The 22,152-nt window shown below is 44.3% G+C and carries 17 protein-coding genes and 3 rRNA genes; 11 read left to right on the top strand and 9 right to left on the bottom strand.

Features of this window, described 5'->3' with window-relative positions:
• Positions 1–31 precede the first annotated feature (31 nt).
• The gene (locus AC0L6V_RS22340) at positions 32–985 is read left to right on the top strand and encodes an HD domain-containing phosphohydrolase (RefSeq protein WP_418138622.1); all 954 of its coding nucleotides are present in this window, start codon (positions 32–34) and stop codon (positions 983–985) included.
• Between the two features lie 106 nt (positions 986–1,091).
• The gene (gene ygfZ / locus AC0L6V_RS22335; RefSeq protein ID WP_418138621.1) at positions 1,092–1,994 is read left to right on the top strand and encodes a CAF17-like 4Fe-4S cluster assembly/insertion protein YgfZ; all 903 of its coding nucleotides are present in this window, start codon (positions 1,092–1,094) and stop codon (positions 1,992–1,994) included.
• Positions 1,995–2,058: 64 nt separating this feature from the next.
• Here ygfZ and ung read toward each other — a convergent pair whose 3' ends face one another.
• Both ung and AC0L6V_RS22325 read right to left on the bottom strand, forming a co-directional pair.
• A complete protein-coding gene (gene ung / locus AC0L6V_RS22330) occupies positions 2,059–2,781 on the bottom strand; it encodes a uracil-DNA glycosylase (RefSeq protein ID WP_265220540.1) in 723 nt (240 codons plus the stop codon).
• Between the two features lie 25 nt (positions 2,782–2,806).
• Complete coding sequence (locus tag AC0L6V_RS22325) at positions 2,807–3,700, bottom strand: choline/ethanolamine kinase family protein (RefSeq protein ID WP_265220539.1); 894 nt, start codon at positions 3,698–3,700, stop codon at positions 2,807–2,809.
• Between the two features lie 89 nt (positions 3,701–3,789).
• Between AC0L6V_RS22325 and hexR the strand changes: the two genes are divergently transcribed.
• Both hexR and putP read left to right on the top strand, forming a co-directional pair.
• Positions 3,790–4,656 (top strand): transcriptional regulator HexR, encoded by an 867-nt coding sequence (gene hexR, locus AC0L6V_RS22320; RefSeq protein WP_111607872.1) that lies wholly within the window; start codon positions 3,790–3,792, stop codon positions 4,654–4,656.
• Positions 4,657–5,100: 444 nt separating this feature from the next.
• A complete protein-coding gene (putP, locus tag AC0L6V_RS22315; protein WP_265220537.1) occupies positions 5,101–6,597 on the top strand; it encodes a sodium/proline symporter PutP in 1,497 nt (498 codons plus the stop codon).
• A 245-nt stretch (positions 6,598–6,842) separates the two neighbouring features.
• Here putP and edd read toward each other — a convergent pair whose 3' ends face one another.
• Positions 6,843–8,657: a phosphogluconate dehydratase gene (edd, locus tag AC0L6V_RS22310; protein WP_265220536.1), complete on the bottom strand. Its 1,815-nt coding sequence runs from the start codon at positions 8,655–8,657 to the stop codon at positions 6,843–6,845.
• Positions 8,658–9,039: 382 nt separating this feature from the next.
• Between edd and gap the strand changes: the two genes are divergently transcribed.
• From gap to AC0L6V_RS22280, 6 genes are all read left to right on the top strand, one after another.
• Positions 9,040–10,053, top strand: a complete 1,014-nt coding sequence (gene gap / locus AC0L6V_RS22305; protein ID WP_265220535.1) for a type I glyceraldehyde-3-phosphate dehydrogenase — start codon at positions 9,040–9,042, stop codon at positions 10,051–10,053.
• Between the two features lie 81 nt (positions 10,054–10,134).
• On the top strand, positions 10,135–11,583 hold the full coding sequence (gene pyk / locus AC0L6V_RS22300; RefSeq protein ID WP_265220534.1) for a pyruvate kinase: 1,449 nt from the start codon (positions 10,135–10,137) through the stop codon (positions 11,581–11,583).
• A gap of 6 nt (positions 11,584–11,589) precedes the next feature.
• Entirely contained in the window at positions 11,590–12,060 is a 471-nt protein-coding gene (locus AC0L6V_RS22295) for a methylglyoxal synthase (protein WP_265220533.1), read from the top strand.
• Positions 12,061–12,234: 174 nt separating this feature from the next.
• Positions 12,235–12,726: a 5-(carboxyamino)imidazole ribonucleotide mutase gene (purE, locus tag AC0L6V_RS22290; protein ID WP_265220532.1), complete on the top strand. Its 492-nt coding sequence runs from the start codon at positions 12,235–12,237 to the stop codon at positions 12,724–12,726.
• Positions 12,727–12,729: 3 nt separating this feature from the next.
• Complete coding sequence (purK, locus tag AC0L6V_RS22285; RefSeq protein ID WP_265220531.1) at positions 12,730–13,794, top strand: 5-(carboxyamino)imidazole ribonucleotide synthase; 1,065 nt, start codon at positions 12,730–12,732, stop codon at positions 13,792–13,794.
• Between the two features lie 245 nt (positions 13,795–14,039).
• Positions 14,040–14,513 carry an Lrp/AsnC family transcriptional regulator gene (locus tag AC0L6V_RS22280; RefSeq protein ID WP_265220530.1) on the top strand — a complete coding sequence of 158 codons (474 nt, stop codon included), beginning with the start codon at positions 14,040–14,042 and terminating at the stop codon, positions 14,511–14,513.
• A gap of 57 nt (positions 14,514–14,570) precedes the next feature.
• Here the strand turns inward: AC0L6V_RS22280 and AC0L6V_RS22275 are convergent, their stop codons facing one another.
• The 3 genes from AC0L6V_RS22275 to AC0L6V_RS22265 are packed head-to-tail and all read right to left on the bottom strand — an operon-like array spanning position 14,571 to position 15,812.
• Positions 14,571–14,924 carry a hypothetical protein gene (locus tag AC0L6V_RS22275; RefSeq protein ID WP_265220529.1) on the bottom strand — a complete coding sequence of 118 codons (354 nt, stop codon included), beginning with the start codon at positions 14,922–14,924 and terminating at the stop codon, positions 14,571–14,573.
• Complete coding sequence (locus AC0L6V_RS22270) at positions 14,918–15,646, bottom strand: MFS transporter (protein WP_418138620.1); 729 nt, start codon at positions 15,644–15,646, stop codon at positions 14,918–14,920. Before AC0L6V_RS22270 ends, AC0L6V_RS22275 begins: the two co-directional genes overlap by 7 nt.
• Positions 15,633–15,812 (bottom strand): hypothetical protein, encoded by a 180-nt coding sequence (locus tag AC0L6V_RS22265; RefSeq protein ID WP_418138619.1) that lies wholly within the window; start codon positions 15,810–15,812, stop codon positions 15,633–15,635. Before AC0L6V_RS22265 ends, AC0L6V_RS22270 begins: the two co-directional genes overlap by 14 nt.
• Positions 15,813–16,037: 225 nt before the next feature.
• Here AC0L6V_RS22265 and AC0L6V_RS22260 point away from each other — a divergent pair, with 225 nt between their 5' ends.
• A complete protein-coding gene (locus AC0L6V_RS22260) occupies positions 16,038–16,196 on the top strand; it encodes a YqaE/Pmp3 family membrane protein (protein ID WP_072839487.1) in 159 nt (52 codons plus the stop codon).
• Between the two features lie 824 nt (positions 16,197–17,020).
• On the opposite strand, the gene rrf is transcribed toward AC0L6V_RS22260, so the two are convergent.
• The 3 genes from rrf to AC0L6V_RS22245 all read right to left on the bottom strand — a co-directional run bounded on the left by rrf (position 17,021) and on the right by AC0L6V_RS22245 (position 22,095).
• Positions 17,021–17,135: ribosomal RNA gene (gene rrf / locus AC0L6V_RS22255) — 5S ribosomal RNA — on the bottom strand.
• A 195-nt stretch (positions 17,136–17,330) separates the two neighbouring features.
• Positions 17,331–20,219: ribosomal RNA gene (locus tag AC0L6V_RS22250) — 23S ribosomal RNA — on the bottom strand.
• 332 nt (positions 20,220–20,551) lie between these two features.
• Positions 20,552–22,095 (bottom strand): 16S ribosomal RNA (locus AC0L6V_RS22245).
• The 16S, 23S and 5S rRNA genes sit together here, the layout of an rRNA operon.
• Positions 22,096–22,152 lie beyond the last annotated feature (57 nt).

The raw sequence follows: 22,152 nt of genomic DNA, 5'->3' as shown, positions 1-22,152 counted from the left end.
AAGCAATCTCCTCGGATACTATTGGTTGACGATGAGCTCCACAAACTTAAGAGTATTACGCCAAGTGCTGCAAGCAGAGGACTATCGTTTATCTTTTGCTCGATCAGGCACTGACGCCTTAACATTGATTGCCAAGGAATCCGTTGATCTCATCTTGCTTGATGTCATGATGCCAGATATGACAGGCTTAGAGGTTTGCGAACGCCTAAAACAAAATTCAGCCACGGCACATATTCCTGTCATTTTTGTAACTGCATTAAAAGACAGCACTGATGAAGCAAAAGGCTTCGAAATTGGCGCGGTTGATTACATTATTAAACCTATCGTACCCGCGATTGTTTTGGCCCGAGTAAAAACACACTTATCCCTAATCAAAGCTGACGAACTACGTGCGACTCACGTAGATTTAATACAAAGATTAGGAAGAGCCGCCGAATACAAAGACAATGAAACAGGCATGCATGTACAGCGCATGAGCCGCTATGCCAAAATAATTGCGCTCGCGTACGGATTTTGTGAAGAATCCGCAGACGATTTAATGATGGCCGCCCCAATGCACGATATTGGCAAAATAGGCATTCCAGACAATATATTGCTAAAGCCAGGCAAGCTCACTACTGAGGAATACGAAGTAATGAAAGGCCATGCTCAAATAGGTGGTGAGATTCTTTCTAACCCTAGCTCATATCTGATTGAGCTAGCACATTCTGTGGCCATGACACACCATGAGAAATGGGATGGAACAGGTTACCCAAATGGCTTATCTGGCGAAGAAATCCCTATAGAAGGCCGTATCATTGCTTTAGTTGATGTATTTGATGCATTGACCAGCGCACGGCCTTATAAAAAAGCTTGGCCTACTGAAGAGGCCATTAATTACATCACGGAGCAAAGTGGAAAACACTTTGATCCAGACCTAGTACCACTGCTCCAACAAGAGCTACCAAAGTTGCTCGAAATACGAGACCTATTTGCAGAGCGTTAGCGAATGATAAAATCATTATCATTTAGCATTGAAAAGAAAAAAACAATCACTACTCATAGGGTATTCATGCAGAGTAACTGCAACCTATTTGTTATGGAAAAATGTTATGGACTCGCTTTACGAGATAATAGATTCAACACTACAGACTAAAAATATCGTCGCAAAACAACACGACATCGGTGTGTTGCGCGTGAGTGGCATGGACGCCAAAAAACTTCTACAAGGACAAACTACCTGCGATATAACAAAGCTGTCTGCAGAAAATGGATTATACGGTGCGATATGCAGCATCAAAGGACGCATTATCAGCAACTTTTATATCGTTCAGAACAACGACGATGTGCTGATGATAATGGCAAAAGATCTGGTCGAAAAAACCTTGCTACATTTAAAGAAATACGCAGTGTTTTTCAAAACTGAGCTGGTCGATGAGCAGGATAACGTTAAAGTTTACAAAAAGTTAGCTGCAAAAAACTGCGAAGCAGACTCGAATGTGGCATCCAATATTTTCGCAACCACTCATGACAATGAAACGATCACATTGACGATTGGCCATGAGCCATTAGAAGTTCAACTTCTGATCACCTCAGCCAAAACAGACATCGAAGAAAAGCACCAAGACTTATCCGCCTTGGCGATACTTACTGCCCGCCCACTGATTAGCCTTGAGCAGAGCGAAACGATTTTACCTCAGTGGCTTAACATGCAAAGTACAGGAGGCATCAGCTTCACAAAAGGCTGCTACACAGGGCAAGAAATCGTTGCTCGTATGCAATATAAGGGCAAATCGAAGAAGCAGCTCGCATTAGTGACGTGGCACGGAAATCTAGACCAAACACAAGCTATTGTCGATGAGCAAGCCAAGAACATAGGTCAGCTATTCTTTGTCACTCAGATTAAAGACACATATTATGCGCAAATTATTTTGAACATCGATCCAAGCGAAGTAGAGCCTCCTTCTTTTGGATGGCAAAGAATTAACACTATTGCCACTTCCCTACTCACTTGATATCAAAAAATAATCAGGATTGTTGAGCGGTGTTATAGCACGAAACAGGCGTTATAACACGAGCTTAAAAAGGCAAACCAATCTGTATGCTTTCATCAGAACCGAGAGCACTCACTATCGGCTTTAATTCCCAATTGACAGGCTTTTTCCCCAAAGAGGCTAGGTAGTTGTTGGCCTTGGAAAAGTGCTGACAACCTAGAAAACCTCGATAAGCCGACAACGGTGATGGGTGCACACTTTCCAACACGCAATGTATATCACGGTCAATGTGACGACCTTTTTTCTGCGCATAAGCCCCCCACAACATAAAAACGACGCCTTGATGCTCACTGTTGATCAGCTCGATGATTTTATCGGTAAATATTTCCCAACCTTTATTTTGATGAGAACCCGCTTTACTTGCCTCGACGGTCAATACACTATTGAGCAATAAGACACCTTGCTCCGCCCATTGCTGCAAAAAGCCATGTTGCGCGGGTGGAATTCTCAAATCCATCTCAAGCTCTTTATAAATATTGACTAACGAAGGTGGCACTTTAACATTGGGCTTTACTGAAAAAGACAAACCATGAGCTTGACCTTCTCCGTGATAGGGATCTTGGCCAAGAATCACCACGCGAACTTGTTCAAATGGGGTTTTGTTTAATGCTGTAAAACGCTCTATTTCAGCAGGATAGACCACTTTGCCATGCTCTTGCTCGGAAGCAAGAAACTGCTGTAAAGCAAGCATGTAGTCTTTATTAAATTCGTCAGCTAATCGTGCTTGCCAACTTGGAATTAACATCATTTTTTTACTCTTACCCTATAAAAGGTTATTCACTTGCTACGGTTTCCAAAAAAGGATTTAGCGACGGCATGGCTTTGAAATCCACGTAAAACGACCAAGCTTCAGGGTCATCAGGTGTGGTTAAATGCTTTAATAATAACCAGGTCATTTCTCGTAATGAATACGCTAAACTGTACCGAGTGATTTTCTCTAGAGTGGCTTCTTTATCAAGCGAACCATTGTAGCTTTCTATCAAATACACCTGTTGCTCAAAAGTTAAGTTATGGGAACGTGCCACCACAGCCAAATCAAATAAGGGGTCACCCATGCCAGTGTATTCCCAATCTATTAGCCATATAGTATCCTCATCTATTAAAACATTCTTCGGATTAAGGTCATTATGACAAACCACCGGAGTATAACTTGACTCCACGCGAGGTAAGTTCGCAAACACCCCTCGTAAATACAACAGCTCCCCTTGAATGTCAGGACGAATAGGCAAGAAAGATTCGATCGACTGCAGATAATGCGCTATCAGCTCATAAATACAAAAAGGATGATTCACTCTAGGCAGCGCATGCGCTTGCACTAAAGCATTAGCAATTCTCTTGATACTACTATTGGAATGTATAACATCCCAACTTAAGGAAGGTTGAACAACAAACTGGCAAGCAAATGCACCTTGCTCGTCATGCCAAAGAACAGGTGGAGAAATGCCTGCCTGCACTGCGCTCTGCAAAACAATCATTTCATTTTGTCTATTAATATTGAAAGCAAATTCATCTAGTCCTGGAATACGAAGAACCAAACGAGGTATCTGATGCCAATAAATCAAATACACCTTGTTTGAAAAGCCTTCCTCCAATAAAGTGACTTCAACCTCAGTGATGGCAGGTAATATGCCCGCCATTTTTACGAAATACTCAGATAGTACAGTCATTTTTCATCATTTTATTGCCAGAATTGTAAGTGGCTGTCAGAATGAACAACTGAACAATCCGAGTCAATAGACAACTTTGAAGCAGATCAATGAATAAACACGAAGACATTATTCGTAAAATACAAGAAAGACTAAGCACATTAAGCAAATCCGAGCGAAAAGTTGCGGAAGCCATTCTTGCCGACCCCAAAACGACCATCCACTCTAGTATTGCGAAACTTGCCGCCAGAGCCGAAGTCAGTGAACCAACCGTAAACCGTTTTTGTCGTAGCTTAATCGGCAGCGGTTTTCCTGATTTTAAAGTATCACTGGCTCAAAGCCTCGCTACTGGAACGCCCTATGTCAATTTAAACGTAGAGCCTGATGATGCACCCGGTGCCGTCACCGCTAAAATTTTTGAAGCCGCGAAAAACAATCTCACTCGCGCCCAAGAAATTTTACCTGAATCACTGATCAGCCGAGCTGTCGATGTATTGGCTCAAGCTCGGCGTATCGAGTTTTATGGTTTAGGCGCATCAGGGCCGGTTGCGAAAGATGCTCATCATAAATTCTTTCGTTTAAATATGCCTGTTGTCGCGTACACAGACATACTTGTACAGCGGATGGCTGCAGCAGGAGCCCATGCTGGCGATGCGATTGTCATCATTTCTTACACGGGGCGCACTTTGCCATTAATCGAGACCGCACGCGTTGCCAGAGCAACAGGAGCTTCTGTTATTGGCATTACCAATCCAGATTCGCCATTGACTGAGCATTGCTCTATTGTGCTGCCAATTGAAGAAACGGAAGATACGGATATTTATACGCCAATGAGTTCACGTATTGTCTATCTGACCCTAATTGACGCTCTGGCGACAGGTGTTCTATTAAAACGTGGACCAGAATTCAATGCGCACCTTAAAAAACTCAAACAAAGTGTGCAAGACACTCGCCTACCAAAAGTAGAAAAGAAGTAATGCCATAAAAACAGGTGTAAATTGCTCACCTGTTTTTTCTTTGCCTTCCGAATACTCAGCCCTTAAATAAATAAATATTTGAACTAATTGCCCATTTTGGCAGGAGCATCAGATTTTTTTGTAACTTTGTCCGAGAAATTTGAAAGATTATCCTGACACAGCCACTTAGAATCGCTCAAGGTCTTTGAATATGTCATAATGCGATCCATTCTCTTTACGAGAATCTGATTATTCTTACATATTAAATCAATGGCTATCACAGTAACGATTTAACAATTATAACTCTTTCGGGTGTGATCTAGACGACGCTTATTTTAAGCACCATCTTTCAATCAGTCATATTGCTGGCCATCGCAATAGTTGGATAAGATTTATTCATGCTGATTAAATAGCCTTATCTATCCAAGGTTATTTCACCCGTAATAATTTCATTAGGGGACAATAATGATAGAAAGCAGCTATGCTATCAGCTTTACATTCCTAGCCTATCTAGTAGTTATGCTAGGAATTGGGCTGTACGCCTACAAACGCACTTCCAGCTCTGAGGATTACTTTCTTGGCGGACGCTCCTTAGGCCCTTGGCCTACTGCGCTATCAGCGGGTGCATCGGATATGAGTGGTTGGTTACTACTTGGCTTGCCAGGTTACGCCTTTGCCGCCGGTATGGAAGCCGTCTGGATTGCCGGCGGTCTTCTTGCCGGAACATGGTTAAACTGGCTAATCTGTGCAAAACGTCTTCGTACTTACAGTATTCAAACCAGTAATGCGTTAACACTTCCGGATTTCCTCTCAAAACGTTTTAATGATAGATCCAAGCTCATTCAAACCATCTCTGCACTGTTCATCTTGCTATTTTTCTTGTTCTACACAAGTTCTGGCTTGGTAGCTGGCGGAAAACTGTTTGAAACCGTGTTTGGTCTAGATTATACGTACGCAGTGATCATAGGTACGGTTTGCGTCGTCTCTTACACTCTCTTTGGCGGCTTCCTCGCCGTTGCTTGGACGGATTTAGTACAAGGCTTGATGATGAGTGCAGCCTTGGTCATCGTACCTCTTGTCGCACTAGATGGCGGCTGGTCAGATCTTTCTAATACGCTCACGGCAAAAAATCCAGATTTATTAAACATCTGGACGAGTGTAAGCGGTGAACCTTTGAGTGCGATCGCCATTATTTCTCTAGTGGCTTGGGGATTAGGTTACTTCGGTCAACCTCACATCCTAGCTCGCTTTAAAGCGTCTCGCTCTAATAAAGACATTAAAACCGCTCGTCGTATTGCCGTCATTTGGACCTTCCTTTCTATGGTTGGTGCTCTTTTGATTGGTTTAGTCGGCATCACGTTTGTGGATAGCAATTTAGCGGGTAATTTGGCTGACCCTGAGAAAATCTTCATGATTCTCGTCAATGCGGTCTTCCATCCAATCGTTGCAGGTATTCTTCTCGCTGCCATCTTAGCGGCTATCATGAGTACTGCAGACTCACAATTGCTTGTATCCTCTTCTGCTTTAGCAGAGGATTTCTACAAACAACTATTCAATAAAGAAGCGACACAAAAACAAATCGTTAGCGTTGGACGTTTTGCGGTAGTGGCCATTTCTCTTATTGCACTCGTGCTTGCTTTAAACCCAGAAAGCTCCGTACTTAGCCTTGTGTCTTATGCATGGGCTGGATTTGGTGCCGCATTTGGCCCTGCCATTCTGCTAAGCCTTTTCTGGCGTAACATGAACCGCAATGGCGCTCTCGCGGGCATCATTGTAGGTGGCGTGACGGTTGTAATTTGGAAACAGCTAACTGGTGGCATTTTCGATCTGTATGAGATTCTTCCAGGCTTCTTGCTATCCACAATTGCTATTGTTGTTGTGAGCTTAGCAACTGGGGCACCAGAAGAGTCTGTGACAGAGTCTTTTGACGAATATGAGAAAGCACTAGATACGATGAACTAAACAAATAGTCTTCTGAAATAGTGATTAAAAAGGCCCGGATTCGACACACAGAATTCGGGCACTTTTTATTTAAGCAAAAGAGATGTGACTGAGTTTGCGTTAACAAAAGCCAATTTAGGAAGGCTAACTACAGACAATAAAAAGCAAGATAAAAGGGAAAGGACAAATAATAGGCAAAAAAATGGGGCTTGAAACAAGCCCCTAAACACCATTTACTAACAAATGTTAGTAGTCAGAGGAAAGGTTTAATCATTAAACAAGCTGCAAGCACCTTGTTCTGCACCACTTACTAAAATACGTTGCGCGCTAAATAATTCACGTCCCATACCTTGATGAGAGTCGGTTAGGTCTTGTTGAGCCGCTTCGCGTTTGCTTAGCTCTTCTTCTGAGATAAGCACAGATAAAGTCCCTTCGACGGCATCTAAGCGAATCATGTCGCCGTCATGAATCTTGGCAATCAAACCACCGGCAAGCGCTTCTGGCGTTAAATGAATCGCAGCAGGCACTTTACCCGATGCCCCAGACATACGGCCATCCGTTACTAACGCCACTCGATAGCCTTGATCCTGTAAATTACCAAGGTATGGCGTCAACTTGTGCAATTCAGGCATACCCAAGGCTTTAGGGCCTTGGAAACGCACTACAGCCACACAGTCACGCTTCAATTCACCACTCGCAATGGCATCCGCCAAAGCATTTTGACTATGAAACACCGCAGCGGGCGCTTCGATAATTCGATTTTCATCTTTAACAGCCGATACTTTTATCACAGAGCGACCTAGGTTGCCTTTCAACAATGCCAGGCCACCTTCTTTACTAAACGGATTCTCGATAGGTCGCACGACATTCATATCCAAACTTTCATCTGTACCGTCGCGCCACACAAGCTTGTCACCTTCAAGGAAAGGCTCTTTGGTGTAATGTGTTAGTCCCTTACCTACGATGGTATTAACATCTTCATGCAATAGACCACCTTTCAGCAATTGCTTAACGAGAAACGCCATACCGCCAGCGGCATGAAAATGGTTAATATCGGCCTGGCCATTCGGATAAATTTTAGTCAAGGATGGCACAACTTTAGAAAGCGCAGAAAAGTCATCCCACGTAATAATAATGCCAGCAGCGCGAGCATAAGCAACAATATGCATGGTGTGATTAGTTGAACCGCCCGTTGCCAATAAACCAACAATCGAGTTAACAATGCTGCGCTCATCAACGATGTCATATAAAGGACGATAATCTCGACCTAACGCAGTGATTTTTGTAGACAGCTGAGACGCGTATTTCGTTAAAGCACCTCGTAACGGATCATCTGGATTCACAAAGGAAGAACCTGGAAGTTGAAGCCCCATGATTTCGACTAATAGCTGATTCGAGTTAGCCGTACCATAAAAGGTACAAGTACCAGCGCTGTGGTAGGAAGCCGCTTCTGCTTCAAGCAATTCTTCACGAGACGCTTGGCCCTGTGCATAACGCTGACGAACCGCCGCTTTAGCCGCGTTGGTAATACCAGAACGCATTGGACCCGCAGGAATAAATAAGGCAGGCAGATGACCAAAACGTAATGCAGCTATTAAGAGACCAGGTACGATTTTGTCACAAATCCCTAAATAAATAGCAGCATCAAACATATTGTGAGACAGAGCAATCGCCGCACCTTGTGCAATATTGTCACGACTAAAAAGACTCAACTCCATGCCATCTTGGCCTTGAGTGACCCCATCACACATAGCAGGCACGCCGCCAGCGAACTGGGCAACAGAGCCCATCTCCTGAACCGCCGCACGAATTTGGTCAGGGTAGCTTTCATAAGGCTGATGAGCTGATAGCATATCGTTGTAAGAAGAGACAATGCCGATATTCGCCTCTTCCATTAAGGTTAACTTTTGTTTGTCTTGAGGCTGGCATGCAGCGAAGCCATGAGCCAAGTTACCACAAGACAGCTTCCCCCTGTGCGGCCCTTGTTCTTGCGCCTTCTTCATATCTTTAAGGTATTGCTTACGTAGCGTTTTGCTTCGCTCAATAATGTCGTTCGTTACCTTAGCAACAATCGGATTCATGCTTCTCTCCATTTTCATTCTGTTATCCTAGCATCCCGCCCGATGCAAAGATTTTATGTAATATTACTACATTTTAAATTAATTTCACGCTCAAAACCCACTAAAATCAAAAAATAAATGTTTATTTTGTAATTTTTTTACATAACTATTCAACTAGTGACATATTTTCAGCTAAAATACGCTTACGTTTGTAACATAAATCTGTACAATATTTGTCTCCGATCATTATTTGATTAAAAAACAGCCAAAATGAAAGGATTTTGTTACTAATCCTTGATTAAAAAATTACTTATGTAGTATTTTTACGTCAAAGAACAATATTGAACGTGATGTGTTCGAATTCGAAAGCATCACAAATTCCGCACTATTTTTAGAGGTGAGTATGACGATTAAGGTAGCTATTAACGGTTATGGACGCATTGGACGCAACACTCTAAGAGCGCTATACGAATCAGGTAAACGAGATCAAATCCAAATAGTAGCCATTAACGATCTTGGTGATTCAAAAACCAACGCTCATTTGACAAAATACGATACAGTTCATGGCCGCTTTAATGCTGAAGTCACCTTTGATAATGAAGCACTGTACGTTAATAACGACAAAATCCGCACTTTCTCTGAACGCGACCCAGCGAATCTACCATGGGCTGAACTAGATATTGATGTAGTGTTCGAATGCACAGGCTTCTTTACTACAAAAGATAAAGCAAATGCTCACATCAAAGCGGGTGCCAAAAAAGTCATTATCTCTGCTCCAGGCAAAGATGTTGATGCTACTGTTGTTTATGGTGTAAATCAGCATGTCCTTACCTCTGACATGACGGTGATTTCTAACGCGTCTTGTACTACTAACTGCCTAGCGCCAGTTGCTAAGCCTTTAAGCGACAAACTAGGAATCGAAAGTGGCCTAATGACAACCATTCATGCTTACACAAACGATCAGCGTCTTTCTGATGTATACCATGAAGACCTATACCGTGCTCGTGCTGCAGCTCAAAACATGATTCCAAGCAAAACAGGCGCTGCAGCAGCTGTTGGTTTAGTGGTTCCTGAACTTGCTGGTAAGTTTGATGGTATGGCAGTTCGTGTGCCTACTATTAACGTATCCTTGGTTGACTTAACTTTCCTTGCGCCACGCGAAACGACCGTAGACGAAGTAAATAAAATCATTGAAGATGCTGTAAAAGCAGACCCAATTCTTGCACAAGTATTGCATGTCAATTATGAGCCATTGGTTTCTTCAGACTTTAACCACAATGCCTACACATCTAACTTTGATGCGACACAAACGCGAGTACAAGGTAAATTAGTAAAAGTTATGGCTTGGTACGATAACGAATGGGGCTTCTCAAACCGAATGCTCGATAATACTATCGCATTAATGGCTGCAAAATAGTCAAAATACACGAAGGCTGCTGACGCAGCCTTCGTCGTCTCTTATACTTCACTTCACGCTTTCTAATCTTTGGTAAATAAAATGACTCGTAGAACTAAAATTGTTGCCACATTAGGCCCTGCTTCCAGCTCTCCAGAAATGATTGAGAAACTGATTTTGGCTGGTGCCAACGTGTTTCGTTTAAACTTCTCTCATGGTCAGCCTGAAGACCATATCAATCGTGCTGAAGTTGTTCGTGAGATGGCAAGAAAGAATGGTCGTCATGTGGCTATTCTTGGTGACTTACAAGGCCCAAAAATTCGTATCGCTCGCTTTAAGAACACAAAAGTGGAATTGAAAGACGGCGCTACTTTTATCCTAGATGTAGGTTTTGACAAAAATAGCGGCGACGAAACGCGTGTTGGTATTGACTATCCGCAACTGGCAAAAGACTCTCAGCCAGGCAACGTTTTATTACTCGATGACGGACGAGTTGTTCTTGAAGTATTAGACGTAAAGGGACAAGAAGTTATCACTAAAGTCATCGTTGGTGGCGCCTTATCCAATAATAAAGGGATAAACCGCCAAGGTGGTGGACTGTCTGCCGCCGCATTGACCGACAAAGATAAAGAAGACATCAAAACAGCAGCAGCCCTTAAGGCTGATTATCTAGCCGTTTCTTTTCCTCGTTGCGCCGACGATCTGCATGAAGCACGTGCATTAGCAGAAGCAGCAGGTTTAAAAGCTGGCATTGTTTCCAAGGTTGAACGTGCAGAAGCGGTTGCTGATAACGAAACATTAGATGCTATTATTCTCGCATCTGATGCTGTCATGGTTGCTCGTGGCGACTTAGGCGTTGAAATTGGCGATGCTGAATTGATTGGCGTACAAAAACACATGATCAAACGCTGCCGTCAGTTGAACCGCCCTGTTATTACGGCAACACAAATGATGGAAACCATGATCACCAGCGCTATGCCAACCCGAGCGGAAGTATTTGACGTTGCTAACGCTGTGCTTGATGGCACAGATGCCGTTATGCTTTCTGCCGAAACAGCAGCAGGTGCGTACCCAGAAGAAGTCATTAAAACCATGAACCGCGTTTGCTTGGGCGCTGAAAAGCAACCAGCAATCAACCGTTCTAAGCACCGCATTGATGTTACTTTTACAAGTATCGATGAAACCATCGCAATGTCCGCTATGTATGCGGCCAACCATTTGGAAGGCGTTAAAGCCATCATTAGCTTGACGGATTCAGGGACAACACCATTGTTAATGTCACGCATTAGCTCTGGTTTACCAATCTATGCCTTGTCGCCAAACCAAGCAACCCTTAATAAAGTAAACCTTTATCGCGGCGTTACACCTGTAGCCTTCTCTTCACAAGAATTTAATGTAGATACCATTGTGGCTGGCTTGGTTGACCATGTTAAGTCACTTGGTCTAATTAAAGACGGTGATCTTGTGATAGTTACAAAAGGCGATCACTTGGTAAGTTATGGCACTACAAACATGATGAAAGTCGTAAAAGTTGGTGCTGGTGAGGAATAATTCGCAGTGAAAAGCAAAACCTTACAGCAAAAAACCATCACGACACCAGAGCGCAAAAATGTCGCTCTGGTTGCTCATGATAATATGAAGCCAGCACTGATCAAATGGGCTGAAATACACAAAGAAAAGCTGATTAAGCATAATCTCATGGCAACAGGCACGACAGGCAACTTAATGCAAAAGCAATTAAATGTTCCTGTACAGTCTCTAATTAGCGGTCCACTTGGTGGCGACCAACAACTTGGTGGCCTAATTGCGGAAGGCAAAATAGATGTGTTGATCTTTTTCTGGGACCCTTTTGAACCAATGCCTCATGACCCTGATATTAAGGCTCTGCTTCGAGTTGCGGCTGTATGGAATATCCCGATTGCTTGTAGTGTTTCTTCCGCCAATTTTTTGGTAACGTCGCCTTTATTCGAAAACGAATTTGAACGACAAGTTCCGGATTATGAAAAATACCTCCAAGAGCGACTCTAGTCGCTCTTTTTTCTCCTACTGATACTGCTCCCCCAAAGCTCGCGGTTTCCTTCAAAATCGGCTAAAATCCTGTCGTTCATAAATGTGTTAGGCCACATATATACACCACTAATTCATTGCTAAATTCGACGTATCCCCCAGCACCACGTTGAACACACCAGTAGGAGAATAATTTTGCAAGCAGATGTAGCCCTAATAATGGGATCAAAAAGCGATTGGGAAACAATGGCAAATGCCGCAGAAATCATGGACATCCTTGGCGTAAGCTACCATGTAGAAGTTGTTTCCGCTCACCGAACACCAGTCAAACTTGCAGAATTTTCAGAAAGTGCTGCAGAAAAAGGGTTTAAAGTCATTATTGGTGGTGCCGGTGGTGCTGCGCACCTGCCAGGTATGGTTGCTGCACACACTCACTTACCAGTGCTTGGCGTACCGGTACAAAGCAAAGCGTTAAATGGCATGGATAGCCTGCTATCTATTGCACAAATGCCAAAAGGCGTTGCTGTTGGTACCCTAGCCATCGGTAATGCGGGTGCTTTTAACGCCGGTTTACTAGCCTGTCAGATTCTTGCTATTTCTAATCCCGAACTTGCCAAGAAAATAGATGCTTTTAGAAAACACCAGACTGAAAGTGTTTTAGCAAACCCAGACCCAAGAGAGGCTTAAATTATGTCCGTTCTATGGGTATTAGGTGCTGGCCAGTTAGGCGCCATGCTAAAACAAGCCGGAACTCCACTCGGTATTGATGTGCGTCCAGTTGATATAGAGTCAACCGAGACTTTAGCACTAGGTCCAACTGATATTGTGACAGCTGAAAGAGAAGAATGGCCAGAAACCGTAGCCACCAAACAACTTGCGACACATAGCAATTTTGTCAACCTAGCCACCTTTCCACAACTGGCCGATCGTCTAACCCAGAAACAATGGCTAGATCGTCTTGAGCTAGCAACAGCACCATGGTTTTCTGTTGAAGCAGACTCCACAGCCGCAAAAGCCCACGAGACATTAGGTGAACGGGTTCTGATGAAACGTCGCCGAGGTGGTTATGATGGCAGAGGTCAGTATTGGTTAAAACAATCTGAAGGCATTGAGATACCTGAAGATTGGAAAGGCCACGCTATTGCGGAACAAGCCATTAATTTTGATGAAGAAGTATCATTAGTTGGTGTTCGAGGCAAAAATGGTGAAATGCACTTTTACCCTCTAACACTTAATCTTCATATTAACGGCATCCTATACGCGTCTATTTCCCCCTTAGAGCGCTTGAAGCCTTTGCAAAGTAAAGCAGAAGCCATGCTTAGCAAGCTTATGGAGGCTTTAAACTACGTCGGCGTAATGGCGATGGAGTGTTTCCGTGTAGATGATGAACTGCTTATTAACGAGCTTGCCCCAAGGGTCCACAACAGCGGGCATTGGACACAAGCTGGCGCAAGCATATGTCAGTTTGAAAATCATGTGAGAGCTGTCACAGGTCTTCCATTAGCGCCTGCTGAGGTGAAAAATCAAAGCATGATGGTCAACTTAATTGGCGTTGATTTAAACTATGACTGGCTAAATCTTCAAGGTTTAGAGCTTTACTGGTATAAAAAAGAAGTGCGTCCAGGAAGAAAAGTAGGACATCTCAATTTTTGTTCCGGCAATTACTCGGTATTACAAACGGCGTTAACAGGATTAGAACTACCATCACCTTACCCTGATGCACTGACATGGTTAGCCAAAAACCTGCCAAAATAATCACCTCTTTATCCATTTAGATAAAAATATAGAAATGCCGCACATCAACAACGATGTGCGGCATTTTTTATGACGCCACTTCAATTAAGAACGCTAGAAAAGTGCAAGAAAATGTTTAAAATACAGCAAATAAAACGTTTTTTTACTTGTTTACTTTATAAAACCCCTTATTCTAAGCACTAAGGCTTAAACCATTGAGCCTATATAAAAATAACAGTGCATAAGATACTGATAAGGAATCTTGAATGAATCACATTGAATTAGACAGCTATGATTGGCGTTTGCTTAAAGCACTCCAAACAAACGCAAGGCTGACTAACGTCGCATTATCAGAGCAAATCAATCTATCACCCTCTCAATGCTCAAGACGCTTACAGAGACTAGAACAAAGCAATCTTATTGAAGCTTATTTTACTCAACTTAATGCAAGCGAGTTAGGTTATCAAGTGACGGCATTTGTCAGTGTGACGCTTGATAAGGGCAGCAAAAACTCAGATATACAATTCCAGCAGGCGATTATTGATATTCCTAAAATACTTGAATGCTATTCTGTCAGTGGAGAAGCGGACTATTGGTTAAGAGTGATCAGTGAAAACTTACCCTCTCTTTCAACATTTTTAAGTGAATCTCTTGCTAAACTTCCCTGTGTAAGAGACTTAACCTCTACCGTTGTCTTAAACAGAATTAAACATGCTCCATCCATTCCATTACCTAACTAATCGCCTGGTACACTTAAAAAGCGACGGCTATCCAACAGCACGACAGTCGCTTTTTAGTTAAATTTCAGGCAAACGAATCACTATAAAACAGCCAATCAAAGCAATCATCGAAAAGATTAAAATCAGCCCTTCCAACGAAATCATATAAGTCAGTAAACTGATACCACTCATGACTAATAAAACAATGCCAATGATGGTATTGCTTACAGATACATAACTGGTTCGCTTATTCCCCTCACCTAGATTAACTAAATATGTCTTACGCCCAATTCTCACGCCTTGATGCGCCACACTTAAAATAAAATATAGAACAGCAACAGGCCAGACCACAGAAAATGTTTCTGGTAATAACTTGATGCTTAAAAATAAAGCAATACCTGATAATGATCCTAATAGAGAAGATATCAACATAACTTTTCGACTGGAGTTATCCGAAAAAAACCCCAAAAAGGAGATGAAAATAGAGAAGCTAAGCCACTCACCAGTATAAATATACCCAACACAAACACAGCACTATCGGATTTCTGTTGGGCAATCAACACATAATAAGGAGCACTCAAAGCTGCACATAAAAATAACGAACGAGCAATAACGAATTCGCGAAACACCGAATCAGTTCTTAATAGCCTAAACTCTTTAAATACATCAATAAGATTTGCCCTCTTGTCGCTAACTTCACTTAAAGGCTCTTGAACCAAAGAATAAATCAAAGCGGCAAATAACCAAATCATTGTAGCAGCCACAATCCCCCAAACATAAAAGCTCACATCACCTTGAAGACTATCGAAGAAAAATAACGTACAAACAGCTATGCCTATTGTTATGAGTCCTGAAGCGCTAGAAGACCATCCAGTCACCCTTCCACGCTTATTTTTCACCACAGTCTTACCAAGCACATCTTTCGACGCTACAGAATTAAGCCCTCTTGCTACACTAAATACCATCAATGCAACAATAATTATCCAGCCTGCGCTTGCTCCTTCAAGTAACAAAGCAGCACACCCTATCATCATGACACATAGAGATTGAATAAGACTGCCCAACACCCAAACCCACTTTCGTATTTTCACTTTGTAAATGAAATGCGCAATAATTAACTGCGGCAACAAAGAGCCAGATTCACGTATTGGCACCAACCAGCCTAACAGGTACAAAGGAGGCTCCCAAGCTTTGTAACAACCATGGCAAGGTAACTTTTGGATTGATCAAGACATCTCCTAGATTGATTAAAAACTGAGAGACAACTAACTTAAAAATATTCTGTCTATCTACCTTCTTTTGTTCTTCTTTATCTATCATAAAAGTGTTCTATTTATAATTTCACTCACAGCATGTTTGCAAAAACAGCTGAATACTGGATAACAAAAATATCTGACTCTAAACTTTATAAAATCTTTAACAAGGTAAGGCTTACTCATATTCCTGTAAATAACGTAAAGGGTTCGTCACTTAATTAGCTAATGACATAACGGTCAGATAAACTAATCGTGAAATCAAAAAACATTATTCATAAGGTTAGATGACATGGATTTAATTAGAATTTTATTTGCCATTCTTCTGCCACCACTTGGTGTCTTCCTACAAGTGGGTATTGGTGGTGCCTTCTGGTTAAACATATTACTAACCATACTGGGCTATATCCCAGGCATAGTACATGCTGTTTGGATTATAGCGAGACGTTAAGTAGGTATCCATAACAAGAACTTTCTTATAGTAGCAATTACTCTAACTAATTGGAGTTTATAGCTTTAAACCGCGAGTAATCATGGCCTTCTTAATATAAAAACTCTCACATGCTTGTCACGTAGTGTCGGGCTAAGGCCACGACCTACAAAAATCGAATAACCTGTCGGCCTTTAGGTCGTCAAAAGCGAAGCGAATACCAAGGTGATGGTGATGCACCTCGGCCCCTTTCCTTGAGACGAAAAAAAGCCCTGACAGCGTTAGCTATCAGGGCCTTCTTAATATAAAGCTTGACGACGCTTATCCCTCACATGCGTGTCTTTGATAAAGAGCCCCACACGCACGTGGGAAGGGTCATGCTACGTCCCTGAAACGAAAAAACCCCACCCTACTGAGTAGGATGGGGTTTCTCTTAATATAAAGCTTGACGACGACCTACTCTCACATGCGTGTCTTTGATAAAGAGCCCCACACGCACGTGGGAAGGGTCATGCTACGTCCCTGAAACGAAAAAACCCCACCCTACTGAGTAGGATGGGGTTTCTCTTAATATAAAGCTTGACGACGACCTACTCTCACATGCGTGTCTTTGATAAAGAGCCCCACACGCACGTGGCAAGGATCATGCTACGTCCCTGAAACGAAAAAACCCCACCCTACTGAGTAGGATGGGGTTTCTCTTAATATAAAGCTTGACGACGACCTACTCTCACATGCGTGTCTTTGATAAAGAGCCCCACACGCACGTGGGAAGGATCATGCTACGTCCCTGAAACGAAAAAGCCCCACCCTACTGAGTAGGATGGGGTTTCTCTTAATATAAAGCTTGACGACGACCTACTCTCACATGGGATCTCCCACACTACCATCGGCGATGGCGCTTTTCACTTCTGAGTTCGGGATGGGATCAGGTGGTTCAACGCCTCTATGATCGTCAAGCAATTCTGTTGCGTTTTGTTCTGGCTGGGGTTTTGTGGCCTCACCAAAACACGCGAATACGTGCTTGGATCTTTAACAATTCATTTTGAAATAGCGATAACCAAGGTCAAACCAGTTTCTATCGTACTATGTGTCTTTGTCATTTTGATGATCTTGAGCCTTCACTCTTCTCATCCAAAACCACTTTGGTGTTATATGGTCAAGCCTCACGAGCAATTAGTATTGGTTAGCTCAATGCCTCACAGCACTTACACACCCAACCTATCAACGTCCTAGTCTCGAACGGCTCTTTAGGGAACTTATGTTCCAGTGAGATCTTATCTTAAGGGAGGCTTCCCGCTTAGATGCTTTCAGCGGTTATCCCGTCCGAACATAGCTACCCGGCAATGCCACTGGCGTGACAACCGGAACACCAGAGGTTCGTCCACTCCGGTCCTCTCGTACTAGGAGCAGCTCCTCTCAAATCTCAAACGTCCACGGCAGATAGGGACCGAACTGTCTCACGACGTTCTAAACCCAGCTCGCGTACCACTTTAAATGGCGAACAGCCATACCCTTGGGACCGGCTTCAGCCCCAGGATGTGATGAGCCGACATCGAGGTGCCAAACACCGCCGTCGATGTGAACTCTTGGGCGGTATCAGCCTGTTATCCCCGGAGTACCTTTTATCCGTTGAGCGATGGCCCTTCCATACAGAACCACCGGATCACTAAGACCTACTTTCGTACCTGCTCGACGTGTCTGTCTCGCAGTTAAGCGTGCTTTTGCCTTTACACTCTATGCATGATTTCCGACCATGCTGAGCACACCTTCGTGCTCCTCCGTTACTCTTTGGGAGGAGACCGCCCCAGTCAAACTACCCACCACACAGTGTCCTCGATCCGGATTACGGACCTGAGTTAGAACCTCAAACATACCAGGGTGGTATTTCAAGAGTGGCTCCACGGTAACTGGCGTCACCGCTTCAAAGCCTCCCACCTATCCTACACAAGTAGGTTCAAAGTTCACTGTGAAGCTATAGTAAAGGTTCACGGGGTCTTTCCGTCTAGCCGCGGATACACAGCATCTTCACTGCGATTTCAATTTCACTGAGTCTCGGGTGGAGACAGTGTGGCCATCGTTACGCCATTCGTGCAGGTCGGAACTTACCCGACAAGGAATTTCGCTACCTTAGGACCGTTATAGTTACGGCCGCCGTTTACTTGGGCTTCGATCAAGAGCTTCGCTTGCGCTAACCCCATCAATTAACCTTCAAGCACCGGGCAGGCGTCACACCCTATACGTCCACTTTCGTGTTTGCAGAGTGCTGTGTTTTTAATAAACAGTCGCAGCCACCTGGTATCTTCGACCGACTAGTGCTTACGGAGCAAGTCCTTCACACCGGCCGGCGTACCTTCTCCCGAAGTTACGGTACCATTTTGCCTAGTTCCTTCACCCGAGTTCTCTCAAGCGCCTTGGTATTCTCTACCTGACCACCTGTGTCGGTTTGGGGTACGGTTCCTGCATATCTGAAGCTTAGAAGTTTTTCCTGGAAGCATGGCATCAACCACTTCGCCCAAAAGAGGCTTCGTCATCAGTTCTCGGTCTTAAAAGGGCCGGATTTGCCTAAGCCCTAAACCTACCGCCTTAAACACAGACAACCATCGCTGTGCTGGCCTAGCCTTCTCCGTCTCTCCATCGCAATATGCACGAGTACAGGAATATTAACCTGTTTCCCATCGACTACGCATTTCTGCCTCGCCTTAGGGGCCGACTCACCCTGCCCTGATTAACATGGGACAGGAAACCTTGGTCTTCCGGCGGGGGAGTTTTTCACTCCCCTTATCGTTACTCATGTCAACATTCGCACTTCTGATACCTCCAGCCTGCCTTACAGCTTGACCTTCAACGGCTTACAGAACGCTCCTCTACCATGCCTAGTAAACTAAGCATCCGTAGCTTCGGTGTACAGTTTTAGCCCCGTTATATCTTCCGCGCAGGCCGACTCGACTAGTGAGCTATTACGCTTTCTTTAAAGGATGGCTGCTTCTAAGCCAACCTCCTAGCTGTCTAAGCCTTCCCACATCGTTTCCCACTTAACTGTAACTTTGGGACCTTAGCTGACGGTCTGGGTTGTTTCCCTTTCCACGACGGACGTTAGCACCCGCCGTGTGTCTCCCGTAATTGCACTCATTGGTATTCGGAGTTTGCATGGGGTTGGTAAGTCGGGATGACCCCCTAGCCCAAACAGTGCTCTACCCCCAATGGTGAGATACGAGGCGCTACCTAAATAGCTTTCGAGGAGAACCAGCTATCTCCGAGCTTGATTAGCCTTTCACTCCTATCCACAAGTCATCCCCAGCCTTTTCAACGGATGTGGGTTCGGTCCTCCAGTTGATGTTACTCAACCTTCAACCTGCTCATGGATAGATCGCCCGGTTTCGGGTCTATTCCCAGCAACTAAACGCCCTATTAAGACTCGGTTTCCCTACGGCTCCACTACATGTTTAACCTTGCTACTGAAAATAAGTCGTTGACCCATTATACAAAAGGTACGCAGTCACGGAACAAGTCCGCTCCCACTGCTTGTACGTACACGGTTTCAGGATCTATTTCACTCCCCTCACAGGGGTTCTTTTCGCCTTTCCCTCACGGTACTGGTTCACTATCGGTCAGTCAGGAGTATTTAGCCTTGGAGGATGGTCCCCCCATATTCAGACAGGATAACACGTGTCCCGTCCTACTCGTTTTCATGATTAAGGTGTTTTCGTATACGGGGCTATCACCCTCTATCGCGGCACTTTCCAGAGCCTTCTACTAACACCAAAACCACTTAAGGGCTAATCCCCTTTCGCTCGCCGCTACTTAGGGAATCTCGGTTGATTTCTTTTCCTAAGGGTACTTAGATGTTTCAGTTCCCCTCGTTCGCCTCCTCACAGCTATGTATTCACTGTGGGATACTCTACAAGTAGAGTGGGTTCCCCCATTCGGACATGTTCGGATCAAAGCCTGTTTATCGACTCCCCGAACCTTTTCGCAGATTACCACGTCCTTCATCGCCTCTGACTGCCAAGGCATCCACCGTGCACGCTTGGTCACTTGACCATATAACCCAAAATAGTTTCGGATCACATACCAAAGGGCTTTTGTACCCCTCTGGATTTACGATTTAGAAAGTCATCTAGGTTAAAGATGCTTTCCACCGGTTTGACGCTTGATTATCGTCTATTTCAAAATTCGAATTGTTAAAGAGCAAGTTTAGTGCAAAGCACTAAGTCAGAGACTAAACCATCACTTGCGTGACGCTTTGTTTAGTGTCTTGCTTAAAGCTTTGTCGCTAAGCTTTCTAAACTAGATACTGTATCTCGCCAATGAATAATCATTAACTCATACCATCAGATAATTTGTGTGAACGCTCACCAGAGGTTTCTATCGTTTAAGGAGGTGATCCAGCCCCAGGTTCCCCTAGGGCTACCTTGTTACGACTTCACCCCAGTCATTGACCACTCCGTGGTAAGCGTCCTCCTTACGGTTAGACTACCTACTTCTGGAGCAATCAACTCCCATGGTGTGACGGGCGGTGTGTACAAGGCCCGGGAACGTATTCACCGTGACATTCTGATTCACGATTACTAGCGATTCCGACTTCATGGAGTCGAGTTGCAGACTCCAATCCGGACTACGACGTACTTTCTGGGATTCGCTTACTCTCGCAAGTTCGCAGCCCTCTGTATACGCCATTGTAGCACGTGTGTAGCCCTACTCGTAAGGGCCATGATGACTTGACGTCGTCCCCACCTTCCTCCGGTTTGTCACCGGCAGTCTCCTTAAAGTTCTCGGCATTACCCGCTAGCAAGTAAGGATAAGGGTTGCGCTCGTTACGGGACTTAACCCAACATTTCACAACACGAGCTGACGACAGCCATGCAGCACCTGTCTCAGAGTTCCCGAAGGCACAAACACATCTCTGCGTTCTTCTCTGGATGTCAAGAGTAGGTAAGGTTCTTCGCGTTGCGTCGAATTAAACCACATGCTCCACCGCTTGTGCGGCCCCCCGTCAATTCATTTGAGTTTTAACCTTGCGGCCGTACTCCCCAGGCGGTCTACTTATTGCGTTAGCTGCGCCACTAAGTCATTACAACCCAACGGCTAGTAGACATCGTTTACGGCGTGGACTACCAGGGTATCTAATCCTGTTTGCTCCCCACGCTTTCGCACCTCAGTGTCAGTATTAGTCCAGGGTGTCGCCTTCGCCACTGATGTTCCTTCCTATATCTACGCATTTCACCGCTACACAGGAAATTCCACACCCCTCTACCATACTCTAGCCTGCCAGTATCGGGTGCCATTCCAAGGTTGAGTACCTGGGATTTCACATCCGACTTAACAAACCACCTACGCGCGCTTTACGCCCAGTAATTCCGATTAACGCTTGCACCCTCTGTATTACCGCGGCTGCTGGCACAGAGTTAGCCGGTGCTTCTTCTGGGGCTAACGTCAAGATAATTGGGTATTAACCAATCACCCTTCCTCACCCCTGAAAGTGCTTTACAACCCTAAGGCCTTCTTCACACACGCGGCATGGCTGGATCAGGCTTGCGCCCATTGTCCAATATTCCCCACTGCTGCCTCCCGTAGGAGTCTGGGCCGTGTCTCAGTCCCAGTGTGACTGGTCATCCTCTCAGACCAGTTAGAGATCGTCGCCTTGGTAGGCCTTTACCCTACCAACTAGCTAATCTCACGCAGGCTCATCTAATAGCGGAAGGCTCCGAAAAGTCCCCTCCTTTCCCCCTCAGGGCGTATGCGGTATTAGCATGCGTTTCCACATGTTGTCCCCCTCTACTAGGTAGATTCCTACGCGTTACTCACCCGTCCGCCGCTCGTCACCCAAGAAACAAGTTTCTCCGTGCTACCGCTCGACTTGCATGTGTTAAGCCTGCCGCCAGCGTTCAATCTGAGCCATGATCAAACTCTTCAGTTAAAAAGTTTGCTTACTCAAAATCTATTACACTAACAATAACTTAATCATTTCATCATC

The organism is Marinomonas sp. G8-14 (assembly GCF_055808935.1).
This window is presented reverse-complemented; position numbering and strand designations above follow the sequence as displayed.